Origin of the sequence: Pseudomonas flexibilis, from assembly GCF_000802425.1 — a bacterium.
In the GTDB taxonomy this organism is placed as follows: domain Bacteria; phylum Pseudomonadota; class Gammaproteobacteria; order Pseudomonadales; family Pseudomonadaceae; genus Serpens; species Serpens flexibilis.
Map to the genome: position 1 here is coordinate 115,209 of NZ_JRUD01000002.1, position 17,830 is coordinate 133,038.

Here is a 17,830-nt window from a genome sequence, read left to right on the forward strand (position 1 = left end):
ACTTTCTCAGGGATGAGTCGTGCCACGCGCAGCCGTGCTGCGCCATTGCCTGTGAAGGATGATCATGCAACGCGTTTCTCCCCATAGCCTGCGCGAGGCATTTCGCGCACTCCTGGCCTCCGATGCCTGCTACCACTGCGCCTCGGTGTTCGACCCGATGTCCGCCCGCATGGCCGGCGACCTCGGTTTCGAGGTCGGCATCCTCGGCGGTTCGGTGGCCTCGCTGGAAGTGCTGGCCGCGCCGGACATCGCGCTGATCACCCTCAGCGAGTTCGTCGAGCAGGCGGCGCGCATCGGCCGCGTCGCCACCCTGCCGGTACTGGCCGACGCCGACCACGGCTACGGCAACGCTCTCAACGTGATGCGCACCGTCACCGAGCTGGAACGCAACGGCATCGCCGCGCTGACCATCGAGGACACCGTGCTGCCGGCGCGTTTCGGCGGAAAGGCGGTGGACCTGATCGGCATCGACGAGGCGGTCGGCAAGCTCAAGGCGGCGCTGGAGGCGCGCATCGACCCGGCGCTGAGCATCCTGGCGCGCACCAACGCCGGCAGCGGCCTGGAGGAAACCATCACCCGCGCCCGCGCCTACCAGGCGGCCGGCGTCGACGGCATCTGCCTGGTCGGCATCGAGGATTTCGAGCACCTGGAGCAGATCGTGCCGCACATCGACATCCCCAAGATGCTGATCACCTACGGCAACCCCAAGCTGCGCGACCAGGCCCGCCTGGCCCGCCTCGGCGTGCGCATCGTGGTCAGCGGGCACGCAGCCTACTACGCCGCGCTGAAGGCCACTTACGACTGCCTGCGCGAGCAGCGCCGCATCGACACCGGCGTGCTGGAAACCAAGGAACTGGTCGCACGCTACTCGGAGGCCGAGCAGTATGCGGCCTGGGCCGAGAACTACCTGAAGGTGAGGTCATAGCGTAGGGATGGGGGGAGAAGGGCGCGTATCGCGGCACGATGCGATGTAATTTTATTGGCGTCAAAACTCCCGTTGTCTCTGTGGTGTTATTGGGACATCATGCCGCGGTCAAATGCCCAAATGGAGTTGGCCATGGCGCGCACTGCGCTTACCACGGACCGCGAACGCCTCTTCCCCGCCGAACAGCGCTTGATCTCGGCCACCGATCCCCGTGGCGTCATCACCTACTGCAACGATGAATTTGCGGCTGTCAGTGGCTACTCCCGCGAGGAGCTGCTGGGCAGCCACCATAATCTGGTGCGCCACCCGGACATGCCCAAGGCAGTCTTCGGCCACATGTGGCGGCACCTCAAGGACGGTCGGCCCTGGATGGGCATCGTCAAGAATCGCTGCAAGAACGGCGATTTCTATTGGGTCTGCGCCTATGTGACGCCGATCCACCAGGAGGGTGTGCTGGTCGGCTACGAGTCGGTGCGTATCCGCCCGGAGCCCGATCAGGTGCGCCGCGCCAGTGCCCTGTACGCAGAAGTGACCGAGCAGGGTTTCAAGCGCCGTTCCCAGGGGTTGGCAGCGCAGTGGGCGACGCCGTTCCTGGCCGGCGTGCCCGCGCTGCTGGCGGCGCTCTGGTCGCCGACGTTCGGCCTCGGGCTGGCGCTGGTCACCCTGCCCATTCTGTATTTCGCGCAGCAACGGCTGCTGGATCGGTTGCAACGCAACATGCAGGGCGCCTTCGACAGCGAGCTGGTGGCGCGCAGCTTCAGTGACCTGCGCGGCCGGCCGGCACGCATGCACATGGCGCTGATCAGCGAGCAGGCGCGCCTGCGCACCTTGCTCAGCCGTCTGGATGACTACGCCGACCAGGCCGCCGCGCTGGCCACACGCAGTGGTCTGCTGACCCGGGATACCGAAGCGTCGCTGCAGGGCCAGCGGCATGAGGCGCACCAGGCGGCGGTCGCCATGCAGCAGATGGCCGCTTCGATCGGCGAGGTGTCGGGCATGGTGCAGCGCTCTGCCGACGAGGCCTGCCGGGTCGACAGTCTGGCCGGGCAGGGTGCCGGCGAGGCGGAGAAGGCACGGGCGCAGATCGATGGACTGGCCCGCCGTGTCGCGGCCATCAGCGACACGGTGGAGGGGCTGGCGCGGGAAACCCGCAGCATCGACCAGGCCGCCGGCATGATCCGGGCGATCTCCGAGCAGACCAACCTGCTGGCGCTCAACGCCGCCATCGAAGCGGCGCGGGCCGGCGAGCAGGGGCGAGGCTTCGCTGTGGTCGCGGGTGAGGTGCGCGAGCTGTCGCAGCGCACCCGTGAGGCGACCGAGGCGATCCAAGCCGTCCTGCAGACGCTGCACGAGGGCAGTGACGGCGCTGTGCGCATTGCCCGCGTTGGCCGCGAGGAGGCCACCGCCGGTCTGGCCCAGGTGATTGCCAGCCAGCAGGCGCTGCTGGGCATCCGTCAGGCCGTGGGCGAGATCCGCGACATGGGGCTGCAGATGGCCGCCGCCACCGAGCAGCAGGCCCAGGTGGCCGACGAGGTGGCCCGGCAGATTACCGCCATCGCCCAGGTCGCCGAGCACAACGCCGGGCTGGCCGAACAATCGGCCGAGGTTGGCCGCGAGCTCAGCGAAACCTCAAGCGCCATGCACGCCCTGGTGGAGCGCTTCCAGCGCTGAGTGGCGCTATCCGAGCTTTCTGTGGTGCGGACTTGTCCGCGAGCTCTTTGGTCGGCCCGGCCAGGTTGCAGGCCGACGCCGGAAGCTCGCGAACACGTTCGCTCGAACAGACTCGGGTTACACTGCGCGCCCCGTTGTGCTCGCAGGTTTCCCGGCATGTCGCGTCCCCGTCCTCCCGTTTCCCGCCGTCCCACGCCGCGCCGGGTGGCCAAGACGCCGCCGGCCGAGCCGCGACTGATCCTGCTCAACAAGCCCTTCGACGTGCTCACCCAGTTCAACGACGATCAGGGCCGTGCCACCTTGAAGGACTTCGTGCCGGTGCCGGGCGTCTACCCGGCCGGGCGGCTGGATCGTGACAGCGAGGGACTGCTGCTGCTGACCAACGACGGTCGCCTGCAGGCGCGCATCGCCGACCCGAAGCACAAGCTGGCCAAGACTTACTGGGTTCAGGTGGAAGGCGAACCGAGCGAGGAGCAGTTGCAGCGGCTGCGCGAAGGCGTGGCGCTGAACGATGGGCCGACCCTGCCGGCCGAGGCGCGCCTGCTCGCTGAGCCAACGCTCTGGGAGCGCCATCCGCCGGTGCGTTTTCGCAAGAGCGTGCCGACCGCCTGGCTGGAGCTGGTGATTCGCGAGGGTCGCAACCGCCAGGTGCGGCGCATGACCGCCGCCGTGGGCCTGCCGACCCTGCGCCTGGTGCGGGTGCGCATCGGCCCCTGGAGCCTGGACGGCCTGCAACCCGGCGAATGGCGTGAATTGCCGGCGCGGCTGGATTGAGCGCTTCGGCGCTTGCGCTGATCCGCACCGTAGGGTGGGCAACGCACAGCGTTGGCCACTGGACACGGCATCGGTGTGCATCGCGGTGGCGGCCGGAAAAACGCCGACCGCCCTACGATGGCGTCAGTTGCGATCGAAACGTGTCTGACAATGGCGCGAGTGCCTCAGGACTCCAGAAACAGCTCCAGCACGTAGGTGATCAGCGGCTTGGCCAGGAAGGCCACCAGGCACAGGCCCAGGCCGAGAAACAGGATGGCGGTGCCCAGGCGGCCGGCCTTCGACTTCTTGGCCAGGTCCCAGATGATGAAGAACATGAACAGGATCAGTCCGCCTACAAGCACATACATCATCAGGGCTTCGAACTGTTCGGTTTCCATGGCGACCTCGTGACGGGGCAAAGCGCGGGAGTATACGCCCGTGCTGCGTGGTGGGCAGCTGCGGTTGCCCCGTCGGTGCCGCTCAGTAGTGCGACTGGATCACCGCGATGCCCTTGCCCAGCGCCTCGCGCCAGGTCTGCAGGGTCTGCGCGGTGCACTCGCGGTCATGCTCGCGGATGGTCTGCAGCAGCGCCGTCAGCCACAGCTCGTAAAGTTCGGGACGGATATCCAGGCCGCTGCGCGCATGCGAGGCGCCGAGGGCGCGCAGCTTGGTATCCGGCAGCCCGCGGCTGTACATCACCAGATTGAGGATGCCCTGGCGCAGCAGCTGCTTCTGGCCAGTCATGTCGGTGTTGACGAACTTGGCGCGCACTTCGGCGGAGCTGGCCAGGAAGCTGCGGTAGAAATCATCGAAAAAGGTGGGGCTGGCACAGCAGCGGCCATAGCTGTGCATCAGGCTGTCGGCGGGACTCATCGATCTGTCCTTGTTCCATGCGGGTAGGAGGCAGCCGCGCCGACGCGCGAACGACGCAGCCTGCCCGCAGCGCGGGGGCATTCATCGGACGCGATCGGAGTCGCAGGCTTCGGTGCCTGAATTCCTGTGGCACACCACGGAAGGATCGATGGGCGTTTGGGGATCCGGTCTGGGCCGGACTTGCCGCGCGCGGCCACGCAAGGCGGATATCAAGCGGGCGAGATTATACGCAGGCGCCCCCTTGGCAGCCTGGCGAGGAGCACGCGGCGGCGTGCGCCGCGTCACGTTTGCCGGTTCGACTCAGCCGCGCAGATGGTTGAGCGGCAGCTCGGTGCTGGCGATCACCTGGTTGAGCACGAAGCTCGAGCGCACGCTGCTGACCCCCTCGATGCGCGTCAGGTTGCCGAGCAGGAAGGCCTGGTAGTGGTCCATGTCCTCGACTACCACCTTGAGCAGGATGTCCGCCTCCATGCCGGTGATCACGCAGCATTCCACCACTTCCGGGTGCTGGCGGATCTTTTCCTGGAAATGCTCGAAGCGCTCCGGGGTGTGGCGGTCCATGCCGATCAGCACGTAGGCGGTCAGCGTCAGGCCGAGCTTCTTGCGATCCAGCAGCGCCACCTGGCGCACGATGTAGCCCTCGTCCTCCAGTTGCTTGACCCGCCGCGAGCAGGGCGAAGGCGACAGGCCGATGCGCTCGGCCAGCTCCTGGTTGGAGATGCGCGCGTTGCGCTGCAGTTCGGCGAGGATGTTCAGGTCGTAACGGTCCAGCGTGCTCATCGCGGCGCTCTCTTTGTGGAAAGATTGCCGAGAATAGTGCTCCTGCGTTCTTTGATTGCGCAAGCGGCGGCTTGTCGCGCAATCTTCGCAATCTCTGATCGCGCCTGCTGGCGTACACTGGCTCCAACTTCGAAGGCCCGGAACCTCCAGCGGTCGCCTCCAACCAGGGGCACCGTCGCCGGCGACTCACCACGTCGCACGGCACCCGGGTCCGCCCGCCCAACCAGGCTGGCGACAGGCAACGGCGATACCCTCGCCGGGAGCGGAGCGATGAAGAATTGACTGGGGAAGCCGACCGGCTTCCCCTTTTTTATGTCCCGAAAAAATTGGCGGGGACGCTTCTACAGGGCGATGCCTTCCGGGGTGTGGCACGGATCGGCATGCACCAGCACATCGCTCTGCGGAAACTCGGCGCGAATAGCCGCGCTCACCGCCTCGCAGCGCGCATGGGCCTCTTCCAGCGTCAGCTCGGCGGGCAGCTCCACGTGCATCTGCACGAACCACAGGGTGCCGGAGCGGCGGGTGCGCAGGTCGTGGGCGCCCAGCACATCCGGCACCCCGCAGGCCAGCGCATGCATGCGCTCGGTGTGCTGCGGCGCCAGTTCCTCGTCCATCAGCACAGCGGCGGCCTCGCGCACGATGCCCAGCGCGCTCCACAGGATGATGCCGGCAATGCCGATGCCGAAGGCCGCGTCCAGCCAGAGCAGGCCGGCACCGGCCAGCAACAGCGCGACCAGGATGCTGGCGTTGAGCAGCAGGTCGGAGCGGTAGTGCAGGGAGTCGGCATGGATCGCCGTGGAGCCGGTGGTGCGCACCACATGGCGCTGGAACAGCAGCAGCACGGCGGTGAGCACGATCGACAAGACCATCACCGCGATACCGGCATCGGTGTCGCCCAGCGGTTGCGGGTCGAGCAGGCGTTGCACGCCATGGATCGCCACCAGGACTGCGCTGACGCCGATGAACAGCGCCTGGCCGAGTCCGGCCAGGGCCTCCGCCTTGCCATGGCCGTAGCGGTGGTCGTCGTCGGCCGGGCGCAGCGAGTAATGCACGGCAATCAGGTTGAGCAGCGAGGCGGCGCCGTCCAGCAGGGAATCGGTGAGCCCCGCCAGCAGGCTCACCGAACCGCTCAGCCACCAGGCCACCGCCTTGACCAGGGCCAGGGTGAGGGCCGTGGCCAGTGCGGCGCCGGTGGCCAGGCGCAGCAGACGGGCGTGCTGTTCGGGGACCTTCATATTGCGCGGGGCTCCTTCGGGATATCAGGCGGACGGCCGCAGGCCGTAGGCGGCCAGCTGCTCCACACTGCCGTGGTGCTCGATCACACCGGGGTGGTCGAGGGGCAGGTCGCGGCCGCTGGCCTCGCGGATAATGGCACGAAGCCGCTGACGGTTCACCTGCCCCTGGTTGTCCACCGCGTCGCGCAACGCTTCCGGCGCCACCGAGTATTTCTCGCCGCCGGGCAGGTAGATGGCCCCGGTGGCGAAGTCGATGCCCAGGGCGATCAGTCCGGGAACGATGTACAGCAGCAGGCCGACGGCATCCAGAGCGAACACCACCGGGTCGAGCTTGCCGTCGATCTGGCCGCGCCGTTCCGGGTAGAACAGCGTGCCGCAGGCGGACAATTGAGTGAGCAGCGCGCCACCGAGGGCGACGCAGAGCAGGCGGGGCGGGGTGCGCATGATGGTTCTCCTTGCGGGTGGGTATGCGGCAGTAGACCGCGAAGACCCGCTCAGGGTTGTGACAGGATGCCGAAGACCGCCGGGGTGCATGGCGGCCTCTCTCATTGTGGGAGCGGACTTGTCCGCGAGCTTTTCGGCGGCCGAAACCAGACGCTCGGGAATGAATTCGCTCCCACAGTCCGGGCGCTGCGCCGTCACCGATAACCCCCCTTATACTGGCGCTCCTTCGCGTTGCCCTGGAAAACACCCATGCAGTCCCTGCCCATCGACGCCGTATTGCCCGCGCTGCGCGCCGCATTGTCCAGCCGCGACGAGGCGGTGCTGGAAGCGCCGCCCGGCGCCGGCAAGACCACCCGCGTGCCGCTGGCGCTGCTCGACGAACCCTGGCTGGCCGGGCAGAGCATCCTCATGCTGGAACCGCGCCGACTGGCCGCGCGTGCCGCCGCCGAGCGGCTGGCCAGCGAGCTCGGCGAGGCGGTCGGCGACACCGTCGGCTACCGCATCCGCCTGGACAGCAAGGTCGGCCCGAACACGCGCATCGAGGTGGTCACCGAGGGCATCCTCACCCGGCGCCTGCAGGCCGACCCGGCGCTGGAGGGCGTCGGCCTGGTGATCTTCGACGAATTCCACGAGCGCAGCCTGGACGCCGACCTGGCCCTGGCGCTGTGCCTGAACGGCCGCGCGCTGCTGCGCGACACGCCGCTCAAGCTGCTGGTGATGTCCGCAACCCTGGAAGGCGAGCGTCTGAGCGCGCTGCTCGATGACGCCCCGGTGGTGCGCAGCGAAGGACGCATGTTCCCGGTGGACGTGCGCTGGGGCCGGCCGAGCCAGCCCGGCGAGTTCATCGAGCCGCGCGTGGTTAACACGGTCTTGCAGGCCCTCGATGAGGAGCCGGGCAGCCTGCTGTTGTTTCTGCCCGGCCAGGCGGAGATCCGCCGCGTGCACGAGCAGTTGGCCGAACAGCTGGGTCGACGCGACGACATCCTGCTCTGCCCGCTGCACGGCGAGCTGGAGCTGAACGCCCAGCGCGCGGCCATCGAGCCAGCGCCGGCCGGCACGCGCAAGGTGGTGCTGGCCACCAACATCGCCGAGACCAGCCTGACCATCGACGGCGTGCGCGTGGTGATCGATGCCGGCCTGGCGCGGGTGCCGCGCTTCGACCCCGGCAGCGGCATGACCCGTCTGGCCACCCAGCGCATCTCCCGGGCCAGCGCCACCCAGCGCGCCGGCCGCGCCGGGCGCCTGGAGCCGGGCGTGTGCTACCGGCTGTGGAGCGAGACCCAGCACGACCAGCTCAACGCCTACCACAGCGCGGAGATCGTCCAGGCCGACCTGTCCGGCCTGGCCCTGCAACTGGCCCGTTGGGGCGTGACGCCGGACGAGCTGAGCTGGCTGGATGCGCCGCCGCCCGCCGCCTACGCCCAGGCCGGCGAGCTGCTGCGCCGCCTCGGCGCGCTGGATACGCGCGGTGTGCTGACCGCTCATGGCCAGGCGATGGCCGAATTGCCGGCGCATCCGCGCATCGCCCACCTGCTGCTCAAGGGGCAGGCGCTGGGGCTGACCGCGCTGGCCTGCGAGCTGGCGGCATTGTTGGGTGAGCGCGACATCCTGCGCGGCGCCGGCGCCGACCTGCACAGTCGGCTGGCGCTGCTCTCCGGCGAGGCGCGCGGCGGCGGTCGCGGCGCGCTGCAGCGCATCCGCCAGCTGGCGCGGCAGTACCGCCAGCAGCTGATCGGATCGGCCAGCGCGGCGGTGAGCGATCCCGAACATCCGCGCTGGCTCGGCGCGCTGCTGGCCTTCGCCTACCCGGACCGCGTCGCCCGCCAGCGCCGCGCCGAAGGCGGCGACTACCGGCTGGCCAACGGCCGCGCCGCGCAGTTCGGCGAGCCGGACGCGCTGATGAAGCACGAGTGGCTGGTGATCGCCGACCTGGGCAGTCGCCAGGGACAGCGCGAGGAACGCACCTACCTGGCCGCCGATCTCGATCCGGCGCTGTTCGACTCGGTGCTGGCCGAGCAGGTCAGCGTCCAGGAGGTGCTGGACTGGGACGAGCGCGAAGGCGTGCTGCGCGCCGAACGCCAGCGCCGGGTCGGCGAGCTGGTGCTTAGTCGCGAGCCGCTGGCGGCGCTGGACGAGGCTGCGCGCACCCGCGCGCTGGTCGAGCTGGTACGCCGCAAGGGCCTGGAGCTGCTGCCCTGGACCCCGGAGCTGCGCCAGTGGCAGGCGCGCGTGTTGCTGCTGCGCGGGCTGGACCTGGAACAGGGCAAGGCCGGCGACTGGCCGGACGTATCCGACGCGGCGCTGCTGGCCAGCCTGGAGGCGTGGCTCGGGCCTTACCTGGGCAAGGTCAGCCGCCTCAGTCATTTCGCCAACCTGGACCTGTCGTCGATCCTCCACAACCGGCTGCCCTGGCCGCTGCCGCAGCGCCTCGACGAGCTGGCGCCGAAGAGCCTGACGGTGCCGTCCGGCTCGCAGATCCGCATCGACTACAGCGAGTCGCCACCGGTGCTGGCGGTGCGCCTTCAGGAACTGTTCGGCCTGGCCGCAACGCCGCGTATCGCCGGTGGCCGGCTGGGCCTCAAGCTGCACCTGCTGTCGCCGGCACACCGTCCAGTACAGGTGACCCAGGACCTGGCCAGCTTCTGGGCCAACACCTACGCCGAGGTGAAGAAGGACCTCAAGGGCCGCTATCCCAAGCACTACTGGCCGGACGACCCGCTGGTCGCCGAGCCCACCGCCCGGGCCAAGCCGCGGCGCTAGAACCGACACGGACATCGGGTGGTCCTTGGCCACCACCGCGCGGGACACCGTGCGCCTGCGGCGCGCACGGTGGCTCGGTGAAGCGTGAGCCACCCTACGTTCACGGCACCCCGCGTTGGGGCCGGTCGACGTAGGGTGGTCAACGTTGGTCCTTGGCCACCATCGCGCCGGAACGGCGCGCCTGCGGCGTGCACGAAGCGTGAGCCTGGTTCACGCCAGCAAAACCGTGCGGCGGGCCCGCAGGACCGGCTTGTTGCCTCCCTTGTCTATGCTGCTGGCAAGCCAACAGCAGAGGTGGCGTGCCATGTATCGCAAGGTCTTCGCCAGCAAGGTGTTCGAGCGCAAGGTGGTGCTGGTCACCGGCGGCTGTTCGGGTATCGGCCGCGCGCTGGTGCTGCGTTTTGCCCAGGCCGGGGCGCGGCCGGTGATTCTCGATCTGCACCGCGAGGAGCTGGACAGCCTGGTGCTGCACCTGCGCGAGCACCTGAACAGCGATGCGATGGGGCTGGTCTGCGACGTGTCGGACCCGCAGGCGGTGGAGCGGATCATGACGCTGGTGACCGAGCGCTGTGGCGGCATCGACCTGCTGGTCAACAACGCGGGCATCACCCACCGCAGTCGCTTCGCCGACACGCCGCGCGCGGTGTTCGAGCGCATCATGGCGGTCAATTACTTTGGGGCGCTGTACTGCACCCAGGCGGCGCTGCCCAGCCTGCTGGAGCGCCGGGGACAGATCATCGTGCTCAGCTCGCTGTCCGGCTTCGTGCCGCTGCACCTGCGCTGCGCCTACAACGCCAGCAAGCATGCGCTGCACGGGCTGTTCGACACCCTGCGCCAGGAGGTGCGCGAGGCGGGCGTCAATGTGCTGCTGGTGTGCCCCGGCTTCACCGCCACCGACATGCACCGCAACGCACTGGTAGGCGACGGATCGGTGAACGCGCCGGCGCCGCTGGCGGTGGGGCGGGTGGCCTCGGCGCAGGATGTGGCCGAAGCGATCTTCCAGGGCGCGTTACGCCGGCGCACGCAGCTGGTGTTGTCCAACGTCGGCTGGCGCGGCCAGCTGCTGTCGCGCTGCTTTCCGCGGCTGTTCCAGCGTCTGGTGCTGTCGCGCACGGCGCGCGGCTGAAACGCTTCAGGGCGTGTCGGTTATCGGCCCGCTGACAGTGAGCATGAAGCAGCGGTAGAGCGCCACGCCAACGAACAACTGGGCGAAGCCGATCAGGCTTTCCAGCAGCACGCGCGGCGCCAGGTCTTCGGACAGCAGGCTGGACAAAAAGGCCTCCAGCCCCCACAGCGGCAGCATGACCGCCATCATCACCGTGAAGATGCGCCAGAACTGGCCCCGGGTCAGCGCCATGCTGTCACCGAGGGCCGCCAGCGGAGTGAAGCCCTGCAGCACCACCAGGAAGTCGGCGAAGGCCAGGCGCGCCATCAGCCACAGGCCGGGCAGGATGAACAGCGAGGCGCCCAGCATGATCAGCAGGGTGCTCAGCGCAGTGAGCAGCGCCAGCGAGGGCCACAGGCGCAGCGCCATGGCCAGCAGCGCAGCGCTGCCGGGCCGCAGGCCCCGGGTGCGGGTGTCCAGGTAGAGGATCAGCGCGGCGCCATAGAGGGGGTAGAACAGCAGCCCGGCGAGCAGGTCGGCTGAGCCCTGCCAGTCGCCCAGATACGGCGCCAGCAGGTTGCCGGCCAGGCGTTCCAGCAGGATCAGCGGCAGGCACAGCAGGGCGAGATGCGCGGCATGGCGGTGGAAGAAATACCAGGCGTCGCGCAGAAGGGTCATTGCATTCATCGACGGGAACCCAAACAACGGGGGCGCCACTGTAGCCCAGGCCGGGGCAGGCACAAAGCCTTCGCGGGCGTAGGGCGGACAACGTATTTCTTGTCCGCCAACCCAGGCACCGGCTCGACACCCCGGCGGCGGACAGGTGAAGCGTTGTCCGCCCTACGAAAGGCCCCACGGCGCATAATGGCGCCAGCAACCGGAGAACCCCTTGAAAAGACTTGCCGTATTCGTCGATGTGCAGAACCTGTATTACACCGTGCGCCAGGCCCATGGCCGGCATTTCGACTACGGCGTGTTCCTGCGCCAGCTGCAGGCGCGCGGTGAGGTAACCGAGGCCTACGCCTATGCCATCGACCGTGGCGACGCCAAGCAACAGCAGTTCCAGCAGATCCTGCGCAACCTGGGCTTCACCGTGAAACTCAAGCCGTTCATCCAGCGCAGCGACGGCTCGGCTAAGGGCGACTGGGACGTGGGCATCACCATCGACGTGCTGGACGCAGCCAGCCGTGTCGACGAAGTGGTGCTGGCCTCCGGCGATGGCGATTTCGACCTGCTGCTCGACCGCCTGCGCGCACTCGGCGTGGACAGCTGCGTGTACGGCGTGCCGGCGCTCACCGCGCAGTCGCTGATCCGCGCCGCCGGCCGTTTCGTGCCAGTGGAAGGCGAGCTGTTGCTGTAGAATCCGCGCGCCTTTTCCACCGCGCCGCGAGCCCTTCATGACCTTCGCATCCCTCGGCCTGATCGATCCGCTGCTGCGGACCCTGGACGCCCTCGACTACCGCACGCCGACGCCGGTGCAGAAGGAAGCGATTCCCGCCGTGCTCAAGGGCCGCGACCTGCTCGCCGCCGCGCAGACCGGCACCGGCAAGACCGCCGGTTTTACCCTGCCGCTGCTGCAGAAGCTGACCCTGCAAGGCCCGAAGGTGGCCAGCAACTCGGTGCGCGCGCTGGTGCTGACGCCGACCCGCGAGCTGGCCGAACAGGTGCAGCAGAGCGTCCAGCGCTACGGCGAGAACCTGCCGCTGCGCAGCTACGCGGTGTACGGCGGGGTGAGCATCAACCCGCAGATGATGGCGCTGCGCAAGGGCATTGACCTGCTGGTCGCCACCCCGGGTCGGCTGCTCGACCTGTACCGGCAGAACGCCGTGCGCTTCGAACAACTACAGGTGCTGGTGCTCGACGAGGCCGACCGCATGCTCGATCTGGGCTTCGCCCGCGAGCTGGACGAACTGTTCGCCGCGCTGCCGAAGAAACGCCAGACCCTGCTGTTCTCCGCGACATTCTCCGACGCGATTCGCCAGCTGGCCGGCGAGCTGCTGCGCGACCCGCTGAACATCGAGGTGGCGCCGCGCAACACCGCCGCCAAGAGCGTCAAGCAGTGGCTGATCCCGGTGGACAAGAAGCGCAAGAGCGAGCTGTTCCTGCACCTGCTGGCCGAGCAGCGCTGGGGCCAGGTGCTGGTGTTCGCCAAGACCCGCAAGGGCGTCGATCAACTGGTGGAAGAAGTGCAGGCGGCGGGCTTTGCCGCCGACTCGATCCATGGCGACAAGCCGCAGCCGTCGCGCCTGCGCGCCCTGGAGCGCTTCAAGGCCGGCGAGGTGCAGATTCTGGTCGCTACCGACGTGGCGGCGCGCGGCCTGGACATCCACGACCTGCCGTTGGTGGTCAATCTGGACCTGCCGATCGTCGCCGAGGATTACGTACACCGCATCGGCCGCACCGGTCGCGCCGGCGCCACGGGCGAGGCGATCTCGCTGGTGTGCGCCGACGAGGTCGATCAGCTGGCCGCTATCGAGAACCTGATCGGCCAGGTGCTGCCGCGCCGCGACGAGCCGGATTTCATCCCCGACCACCGCGTGCCGCAGACCGCCCTCGGCGGGCTGGTGCTGAAGAAACCCAAGAAGCCCAAGCAACCCAAGGCCACGGCGGCCGGCAAGGGCAAGATTCATCTGGGCAACTGGTTCGATGCCAGCGAAAAGCCCGACGCCAAACCGATCCGCAAGGTGCCGAGCTTTGGCGGCAAGCCGGCGCGCAAGAAGCCGTAGGGTTTGTTCGGGTAGGGCGGACAACGTCGTTCTTGTCCGCCAGGTGCGGCTGCGGTCGGGTGCCAGCCGGCGGACAGGAAAGCGCTGTCCGCCCTACAGGCTACGGCGGGCTGGTGGCAGCCGAATCCGTCAACCATTTGATCACCCCGTTTGCCGCCGCGCGCCCAGTGGCAAAGCAGGCGGTGAGCAGGTAGCCGCCGGTCGGCGCTTCCCAATCGAGCATCTCCCCGGCGCAGAACACGCCGGGCAGTTTCCTGAACATCAGCCGCTCATCCAGCTCGGCGAACGGCACGCCGCCGGCGCTGCTGATCGCCTCGTCCAGCGGCCGGGTGCGCAGCAGGCGGATCGGCAGGGCCTTGATCGCTTGTGCCAGTTGCTGCGGCGCCTGGAAGGTGGCGGCCTCGGTCAGCTCGCGCAAGAGCGCGGCCTTCACGCCGTCGAGCTTCAACTGGCGATGCAGGTGCTTGGCCATCGACTGCGCGCCGCGCGGCTTGGCCAGCGCGATGGCGATCTGTTCCAGCGTGCGGTCGGGCAGCAAATCCAGCTGCACCATCGCCGCACCCTCGCGCTCGATCACGCCGCGAATTTCGGCGGACAGTGCATACACCAGGCTGCCCTCGATGCCGGTGGCGGTGAGGATGAACTCGCCGCGCCGGGCCGGCTGGCCGGGTAGCGCCAGGGTGACGTTCTTCAGCGGCGCGCCGGCATGCTTGTCGCGCAGCAGCGTGCTCCAGCCGTCTACCTCGAAGCCGCAATTGCTGGCGCGCAGCGGCGCGATGGCGACGCCGCGCTGTTGCAGCAGCGGCACCCAGGCGCCGTTCGAGCCCAGCCGCGCCCAGCTGCCACCGCCCAGCGCCAGGATCAGCGCCGCGGCGTCGACGGCCTGTTCGCCGTGTTCGCTGGCGATGCGCAATTGACCCGTGTCGTTCCAGCCCAGCCAGCGGCTGCGGGTGTGGATGCGTACTCCACTGTCCTTCAGACGTTTGAGCCAGGCGCGCAGCAGCGGCGCGGCCTTCATGTCGGTGGGGAACACCCGGCCCGAGCTGCCGACGAAGGTGTCGATGCCCAGGCCGTGAATCCAGGCGCGCAGCGCCTCGGCGTCGAAGGCTTCGATGTGCGGCTGCAGCGCCGGACGCGCTTCGCGGTAACGCGACAGGAAGGCCTCGCGGGCTTCCGAGTGGGTGATGTTCATACCGCCGACCCCGGCGAGCAGGAACTTGCGGCCCACCGAGGGCATCGCGTCGTACAGATCCACGGACAGCCCGGCCTGGGCCAGGACTTCGGCGGCCATCAGACCGGCGGGGCCGCCGCCAATGACGACGATGGGGGAAGAGGGCTGGGGCATGGAACGGCGACTGGGTTGGGGAAAGGCGGCGATTCTACCGCTGTCGGCGGGTCAGCGCCGCGGTGGCCAACGCGCAGCGTTGACCACCCTACACCCAGGCGGCTGGCACGGCGTGCAGCGCAGGGGCGGCGCGGTGTCTGGTTCAGGCGCGCAGCGCCCTGGCGTAGCTGAACAGAAACAGGGTGCGCACCAGTTCCTTGAGTTCGCCGGGCCGGTCGGTGGTGAGCACGGCGGGGTCCAGTTCGCCCTGTTCGCGCAGTTCCTGCAGCTCTTGCCCTTCGAGGCGCACGCAAACCGAGCCGGTGGCTCGATCCAGCACACGCAGGTAGGGTTTCGGGTGGTCCAGCCAGGCGTCGATCAGGTAGGTCATGGCTCATCTCTCCTGTGAAAAGGATGGATGAGAATAATTCGTATTAATAAAAGCGCAAGAGGCCTGATCGAACAGGCCGCTTGCGGCTGGTGCTCACTGGCAGGGGTACATCCAGAAATTCGGGTGCTCCTGGCAGGCGTGGCGGCTGTTCTGGTTCGGTTGCGTGGGCGTCAGCAGTCGGGCGATCAGGTGCATACGTTCCTCCTTGAGGGAAGCGGTGTTCGTTGGTGGCTACTGTGCCCGCGCATGAGCTGCGGAGGAACTTGGCAATCTCTATGGCGGCGATTGACGGGCCTCAATCGGCAAAGTGGCCGCGTCGCCGCTCGGCACGAAACACCAGGGATTCGGGCACATAGCCGGGGCGCAGGGCCGGTAGTGGCAGGCAGTCGTGCCACTGCGCGCCGGGGGCCAGCGGCGCGGCACCGTGGTAGCGCGCCACGGTTTCCGAGCGGGCCAGGTTGAGATCGTCTTCGGCCGGGTAGGCGGCGATGCGCCAGGTCAGCTCGCGCAGCGGCAGCGTGCTGGTGTTGCGCAGGGAGACGCGCAGCGGGCGATGGGCCGGGCACTGACCGGGTGCGTAGTCGAGGCTCAGTTCCAGACGGGCCAGGCGGTCTTCGTCGCGGGCCTCCTGCCAGAGCACCCAGCTGGCCAGCAGGCCGATGCCGAGCAGCGCGACCAGCGACACCGGCAACGCCTTGTGCGGGTAGCGAATCAGCAGGATCAACCAGGTCATGACCAACAGGACGCCAAACAGCATGGGCACGCTTCCAAGCCAGGGGGAGACCGCCATTCTAGTGGCCTGGGCGGCCACGTCGACTGTCAGTGCACCACGTCGGGCGTGCCCGCTTCGCGCAGGCGCTCGGTCAGGCGCAGGCGCTCGCCGGGGTCCTCGCAGAGCAGCAGGGCGTGCTGCAGGTCGTAGCGCTCGCCGGGCGGGCATTCCAGGCGCTGGTAGAGATCGGCACGGGCCAGGTGGTCGGCCACCGTGGGCACGCCCAGTTGCAGCACCCGGTCGGCATCCTTCAGCGCGGCGAGCAGTTGGCCGGCTTTCTGGTGCTGATGGCGCAGGCTGCGCGAGATGCGTTGCAGCAGCTCGGCGGGCGAGCAGGGCTGCAGATGGCTGGAGTTGAGCTGCAGCCTGCCCTGGTAGCGACGTTCGAGCAGCTCGCGGCAATCGTTCAGGTACAGCCGCCGGCCGCCAGCCGGGTCGAGCAAATGGTCGGCACCCGGCACTCGCAGCAGGAAGCGACCGGGAAAGTTGATGCCGCGCAGCGGAATGTCCAGCCGGCGGGCCAGCTCCAGGGCCAGCAGGCCCAGCATCAATGGCTGGCCCCGCCGGCGCTGCAGCACCCGGTGGGCCAGGACGCTGTCCGGGCCGCTGGTGTCTTCATGGAAGTCCAGCGCGTTCAGCAGGCGTAACAGCGGCTGCGCCTGCTCGCGGGCCGGCAGGGTAGGCAGGCTGGTCGACAGTCGATGGCGCAGGCGCTCGACGGTGGCCAGCAGGCTTTCGGGCTGGAAGGTGGGATCGTGCTCGGCAGCGATCCACAGGGCCGCCTCGAACAGGGCATCCGTACCCCGACGCAGACAGGACAGGCAGGCTTCGCGGGCATCCATTCATCGCGCCTCCAAGTGACCCCATTCTTGTAGACGGGCCTTGCCGGCCCGTCCAGTCGACCCGCAGCCGCCACCTATACTGCTTGCACCAGATCACTCAGGCCCGGCGGAGGGATGCCATGTTTGCCCAGATGGAGGCCGTCCGGCTGGAGGCCTTGCACCTTGCGCATGACCCCGCCACCGGCATGCGGGCGGTCATCGCCATCCACAATACCCGGCTGGGGCCGGCGCTCGGCGGCTGCCGCTTCCTTGCCTACGCGGACGAGGAGAGCGCGATCCGCGACGCCATGCGCCTGGCCGAGGGCATGAGCTACAAGGCCGCGCTGGCGGGCCTGGCACAGGGCGGCGGCAAGGCGGTGATCATGCGCCCACCGCACCTGAATGATCGCGCCGCGCTGTTCGAGGCCTTCGGGCGAATGGTGGATTCACTGGGCGGTCGCTACATCACTGCGGTGGACAGCGGCACCTCTGCCGCCGACATGGACTGTGTCGCCCGGCAGACCACCCATGTGACCAGCACCAGCCAGGGCGGCGACCCGTCGGTGCACACCGCCCTCGGTGTGTTCGCCGGCATCCGTGCCACCGCACTGGCACGGCTGGGCAGCGACGATCTGGAAGACCTGCGCATCGCCGTACAGGGGCTCGGCCACGTGGGGTTTGCCCTGGCCGAACAACTCGCCGCGGCCGGCGCCGAATTGCTGGTCAGCGACCACAACCCGGGTCTGGTGCAGTTGGCGGTCGAACAGTTCGGCGCCCATCCGGTACCCAGCGAGGCACTGCTGGCCACACCCTGCGACATCCTCTCGCCCTGCGGGCTGGGCGGCATTTTCAACAGCCTGACGGTGGCCCAGCTGCGCTGCGCGGCGGTGGCGGGCGCGGCCAACAATCAACTGAGCCACCCGGGTATCGCCGATGAACTGGAAGCGCGCGGCATCCTCTACGCGCCGGATTACGTGATCAACTCCGGCGGACTGATCTATGTTTCCCTGCAGCACGAAGGCGCGCCGCCGGAGCGCATCACCGCGCAGATGCAGGAGATTCCCCGGCGTCTCACCGATATCTACGCCCATGCCCAGGCAGAAAAGCGCTCGCCGGCACGGGTAGCCGACCAGCAGGCGGAAAGGCTACTGTTTGGCTGACGGCAGCTGGTAATCGCCAACGCACAGGTTTCGCTCACGGACCCGGGCCACAAGCCCATCGGGTTCGACCACCGCGCCCATAAGGCGCCG

18 protein-coding genes and 1 pseudogene are annotated in these 17,830 nt (G+C 68.6%); 9 read left to right on the forward strand and 10 right to left on the reverse strand.

The window, feature by feature from the left end:
* The first annotated feature begins 64 nt into the window (after nucleotides 1–64).
* The 4 genes and pseudogenes from SF06_RS01125 to SF06_RS01135 all read left to right on the forward strand — a co-directional run bounded on the left by SF06_RS01125 (nucleotide 65) and on the right by SF06_RS01135 (nucleotide 3,370).
* Entirely contained in the window at nucleotides 65–925 is an 861-nt protein-coding gene (locus tag SF06_RS01125; RefSeq protein WP_027591577.1) for an isocitrate lyase/PEP mutase family protein, read from the forward strand.
* Nucleotides 926–1,057: 132 nt separating this feature from the next.
* A pseudogene (locus SF06_RS18925) lies at nucleotides 1,058–1,378 on the forward strand (PAS domain-containing protein); the annotation flags it as partial.
* 147 nt (nucleotides 1,379–1,525) lie between these two features.
* Nucleotides 1,526–2,596 (forward strand): methyl-accepting chemotaxis protein, encoded by a 1,071-nt coding sequence (locus tag SF06_RS01130; protein WP_437123590.1) that lies wholly within the window; start codon nucleotides 1,526–1,528, stop codon nucleotides 2,594–2,596.
* Between the two features lie 204 nt (nucleotides 2,597–2,800).
* Entirely contained in the window at nucleotides 2,801–3,370 is a 570-nt protein-coding gene (locus SF06_RS01135; protein ID WP_039559464.1) for a pseudouridine synthase, read from the forward strand.
* A 164-nt stretch (nucleotides 3,371–3,534) separates the two neighbouring features.
* Here SF06_RS01135 and SF06_RS01140 read toward each other — a convergent pair whose 3' ends face one another.
* From SF06_RS01140 to pmcY, 5 genes are all read right to left on the reverse strand, one after another.
* Nucleotides 3,535–3,747, reverse strand: coding sequence for a DUF2788 domain-containing protein (locus tag SF06_RS01140; RefSeq protein WP_027591574.1), 213 nt, complete (start codon nucleotides 3,745–3,747; stop codon nucleotides 3,535–3,537).
* A gap of 82 nt (nucleotides 3,748–3,829) precedes the next feature.
* Nucleotides 3,830–4,222 carry a globin domain-containing protein gene (locus SF06_RS01145; RefSeq protein WP_027591573.1) on the reverse strand — a complete coding sequence of 131 codons (393 nt, stop codon included), beginning with the start codon at nucleotides 4,220–4,222 and terminating at the stop codon, nucleotides 3,830–3,832.
* 300 nt (nucleotides 4,223–4,522) lie between these two features.
* Complete coding sequence (locus SF06_RS01150; RefSeq protein ID WP_027591572.1) at nucleotides 4,523–5,002, reverse strand: Lrp/AsnC family transcriptional regulator; 480 nt, start codon at nucleotides 5,000–5,002, stop codon at nucleotides 4,523–4,525.
* Nucleotides 5,003–5,343: 341 nt separating this feature from the next.
* Nucleotides 5,344–6,237: a cation diffusion facilitator family transporter gene (locus SF06_RS01155; RefSeq protein ID WP_027591571.1), complete on the reverse strand. Its 894-nt coding sequence runs from the start codon at nucleotides 6,235–6,237 to the stop codon at nucleotides 5,344–5,346.
* Nucleotides 6,238–6,261: 24 nt separating this feature from the next.
* Nucleotides 6,262–6,681: a periplasmic Zn2+ metallochaperone PmcY gene (gene pmcY, locus SF06_RS01160; RefSeq protein WP_027591570.1), complete on the reverse strand. Its 420-nt coding sequence runs from the start codon at nucleotides 6,679–6,681 to the stop codon at nucleotides 6,262–6,264.
* Nucleotides 6,682–6,930: 249 nt separating this feature from the next.
* Between pmcY and hrpB the strand changes: the two genes are divergently transcribed.
* Both hrpB and SF06_RS01170 read left to right on the forward strand, forming a co-directional pair.
* Nucleotides 6,931–9,441, forward strand: coding sequence for an ATP-dependent helicase HrpB (gene hrpB, locus SF06_RS01165; protein WP_039559468.1), 2,511 nt, complete (start codon nucleotides 6,931–6,933; stop codon nucleotides 9,439–9,441).
* A 304-nt stretch (nucleotides 9,442–9,745) separates the two neighbouring features.
* The gene (locus SF06_RS01170; RefSeq protein ID WP_039559470.1) at nucleotides 9,746–10,567 is read left to right on the forward strand and encodes an SDR family oxidoreductase; all 822 of its coding nucleotides are present in this window, start codon (nucleotides 9,746–9,748) and stop codon (nucleotides 10,565–10,567) included.
* 6 nt (nucleotides 10,568–10,573) lie between these two features.
* Here SF06_RS01170 and SF06_RS01175 read toward each other — a convergent pair whose 3' ends face one another.
* Nucleotides 10,574–11,224: a hypothetical protein gene (locus SF06_RS01175; RefSeq protein WP_437123587.1), complete on the reverse strand. Its 651-nt coding sequence runs from the start codon at nucleotides 11,222–11,224 to the stop codon at nucleotides 10,574–10,576.
* A gap of 211 nt (nucleotides 11,225–11,435) precedes the next feature.
* On the opposite strand from SF06_RS01175, the gene SF06_RS01180 reads away from it, so the two are divergent.
* A complete protein-coding gene (locus tag SF06_RS01180) occupies nucleotides 11,436–11,906 on the forward strand; it encodes a LabA-like NYN domain-containing protein (protein ID WP_039559472.1) in 471 nt (156 codons plus the stop codon).
* A 37-nt stretch (nucleotides 11,907–11,943) separates the two neighbouring features.
* Nucleotides 11,944–13,272: an RNA helicase RhlE1 gene (gene rhlE1 / locus SF06_RS01185; protein WP_039559474.1), complete on the forward strand. Its 1,329-nt coding sequence runs from the start codon at nucleotides 11,944–11,946 to the stop codon at nucleotides 13,270–13,272.
* A gap of 100 nt (nucleotides 13,273–13,372) precedes the next feature.
* Here rhlE1 and SF06_RS01190 read toward each other — a convergent pair whose 3' ends face one another.
* The 4 genes from SF06_RS01190 to SF06_RS01205 form a co-directional block, all read right to left on the reverse strand.
* Nucleotides 13,373–14,617, reverse strand: coding sequence for a BaiN/RdsA family NAD(P)/FAD-dependent oxidoreductase (locus SF06_RS01190; protein ID WP_039559475.1), 1,245 nt, complete (start codon nucleotides 14,615–14,617; stop codon nucleotides 13,373–13,375).
* Nucleotides 14,618–14,759: 142 nt separating this feature from the next.
* Nucleotides 14,760–14,987, reverse strand: a complete 228-nt coding sequence (locus tag SF06_RS01195) for a PA4570 family protein (protein ID WP_027591170.1) — start codon at nucleotides 14,985–14,987, stop codon at nucleotides 14,760–14,762.
* A 295-nt stretch (nucleotides 14,988–15,282) separates the two neighbouring features.
* The gene (locus SF06_RS01200) at nucleotides 15,283–15,744 is read right to left on the reverse strand and encodes a hypothetical protein (protein ID WP_027591169.1); all 462 of its coding nucleotides are present in this window, start codon (nucleotides 15,742–15,744) and stop codon (nucleotides 15,283–15,285) included.
* A gap of 62 nt (nucleotides 15,745–15,806) precedes the next feature.
* Nucleotides 15,807–16,601 (reverse strand): transglutaminase family protein, encoded by a 795-nt coding sequence (locus SF06_RS01205; protein ID WP_039559477.1) that lies wholly within the window; start codon nucleotides 16,599–16,601, stop codon nucleotides 15,807–15,809.
* Nucleotides 16,602–16,720: 119 nt separating this feature from the next.
* On the opposite strand from SF06_RS01205, the gene SF06_RS01210 reads away from it, so the two are divergent.
* Entirely contained in the window at nucleotides 16,721–17,740 is a 1,020-nt protein-coding gene (locus SF06_RS01210; RefSeq protein ID WP_027591167.1) for a Leu/Phe/Val dehydrogenase, read from the forward strand.
* Nucleotides 17,741–17,830 lie beyond the last annotated feature (90 nt).

What these genes read in the sequence shown, in the direction of transcription:
- SF06_RS01210 (WP_027591167.1), top strand. Translation starts at nt 16,721, where the DNA reads ATGTTTGCCCAGATGGAGGCCGTCCGGCTGGAGGCCTTGCACCTTGCG.
- SF06_RS01170 (WP_039559470.1), top strand. Translation starts at nt 9,746, where the DNA reads ATGTATCGCAAGGTCTTCGCCAGCAAGGTGTTCGAGCGCAAGGTGGTG.
- SF06_RS01145 (WP_027591573.1), bottom strand. Translation starts at nt 4,222, where the DNA reads ATGAGTCCCGCCGACAGCCTGATGCACAGCTATGGCCGCTGCTGTGCC.
- SF06_RS01195 (WP_027591170.1), bottom strand. Translation starts at nt 14,987, where the DNA reads ATGACCTACCTGATCGACGCCTGGCTGGACCACCCGAAACCCTACCTG.
- SF06_RS01200 (WP_027591169.1), bottom strand. Translation starts at nt 15,744, where the DNA reads ATGCTGTTTGGCGTCCTGTTGGTCATGACCTGGTTGATCCTGCTGATT.
- SF06_RS01150 (WP_027591572.1), bottom strand. Translation starts at nt 5,002, where the DNA reads ATGAGCACGCTGGACCGTTACGACCTGAACATCCTCGCCGAACTGCAG.
- SF06_RS01125 (WP_027591577.1), top strand. Translation starts at nt 65, where the DNA reads ATGCAACGCGTTTCTCCCCATAGCCTGCGCGAGGCATTTCGCGCACTC.
- hrpB (WP_039559468.1), top strand. Translation starts at nt 6,931, where the DNA reads ATGCAGTCCCTGCCCATCGACGCCGTATTGCCCGCGCTGCGCGCCGCA.
- rhlE1 (WP_039559474.1), top strand. Translation starts at nt 11,944, where the DNA reads ATGACCTTCGCATCCCTCGGCCTGATCGATCCGCTGCTGCGGACCCTG.
- SF06_RS01155 (WP_027591571.1), bottom strand. Translation starts at nt 6,237, where the DNA reads ATGAAGGTCCCCGAACAGCACGCCCGTCTGCTGCGCCTGGCCACCGGC.
- SF06_RS01140 (WP_027591574.1), bottom strand. Translation starts at nt 3,747, where the DNA reads ATGGAAACCGAACAGTTCGAAGCCCTGATGATGTATGTGCTTGTAGGC.
- pmcY (WP_027591570.1), bottom strand. Translation starts at nt 6,681, where the DNA reads ATGCGCACCCCGCCCCGCCTGCTCTGCGTCGCCCTCGGTGGCGCGCTG.
- SF06_RS01190 (WP_039559475.1), bottom strand. Translation starts at nt 14,617, where the DNA reads ATGCCCCAGCCCTCTTCCCCCATCGTCGTCATTGGCGGCGGCCCCGCC.
- SF06_RS01205 (WP_039559477.1), bottom strand. Translation starts at nt 16,601, where the DNA reads ATGGATGCCCGCGAAGCCTGCCTGTCCTGTCTGCGTCGGGGTACGGAT.
- SF06_RS01175 (WP_437123587.1), bottom strand. Translation starts at nt 11,224, where the DNA reads ATGACCCTTCTGCGCGACGCCTGGTATTTCTTCCACCGCCATGCCGCG.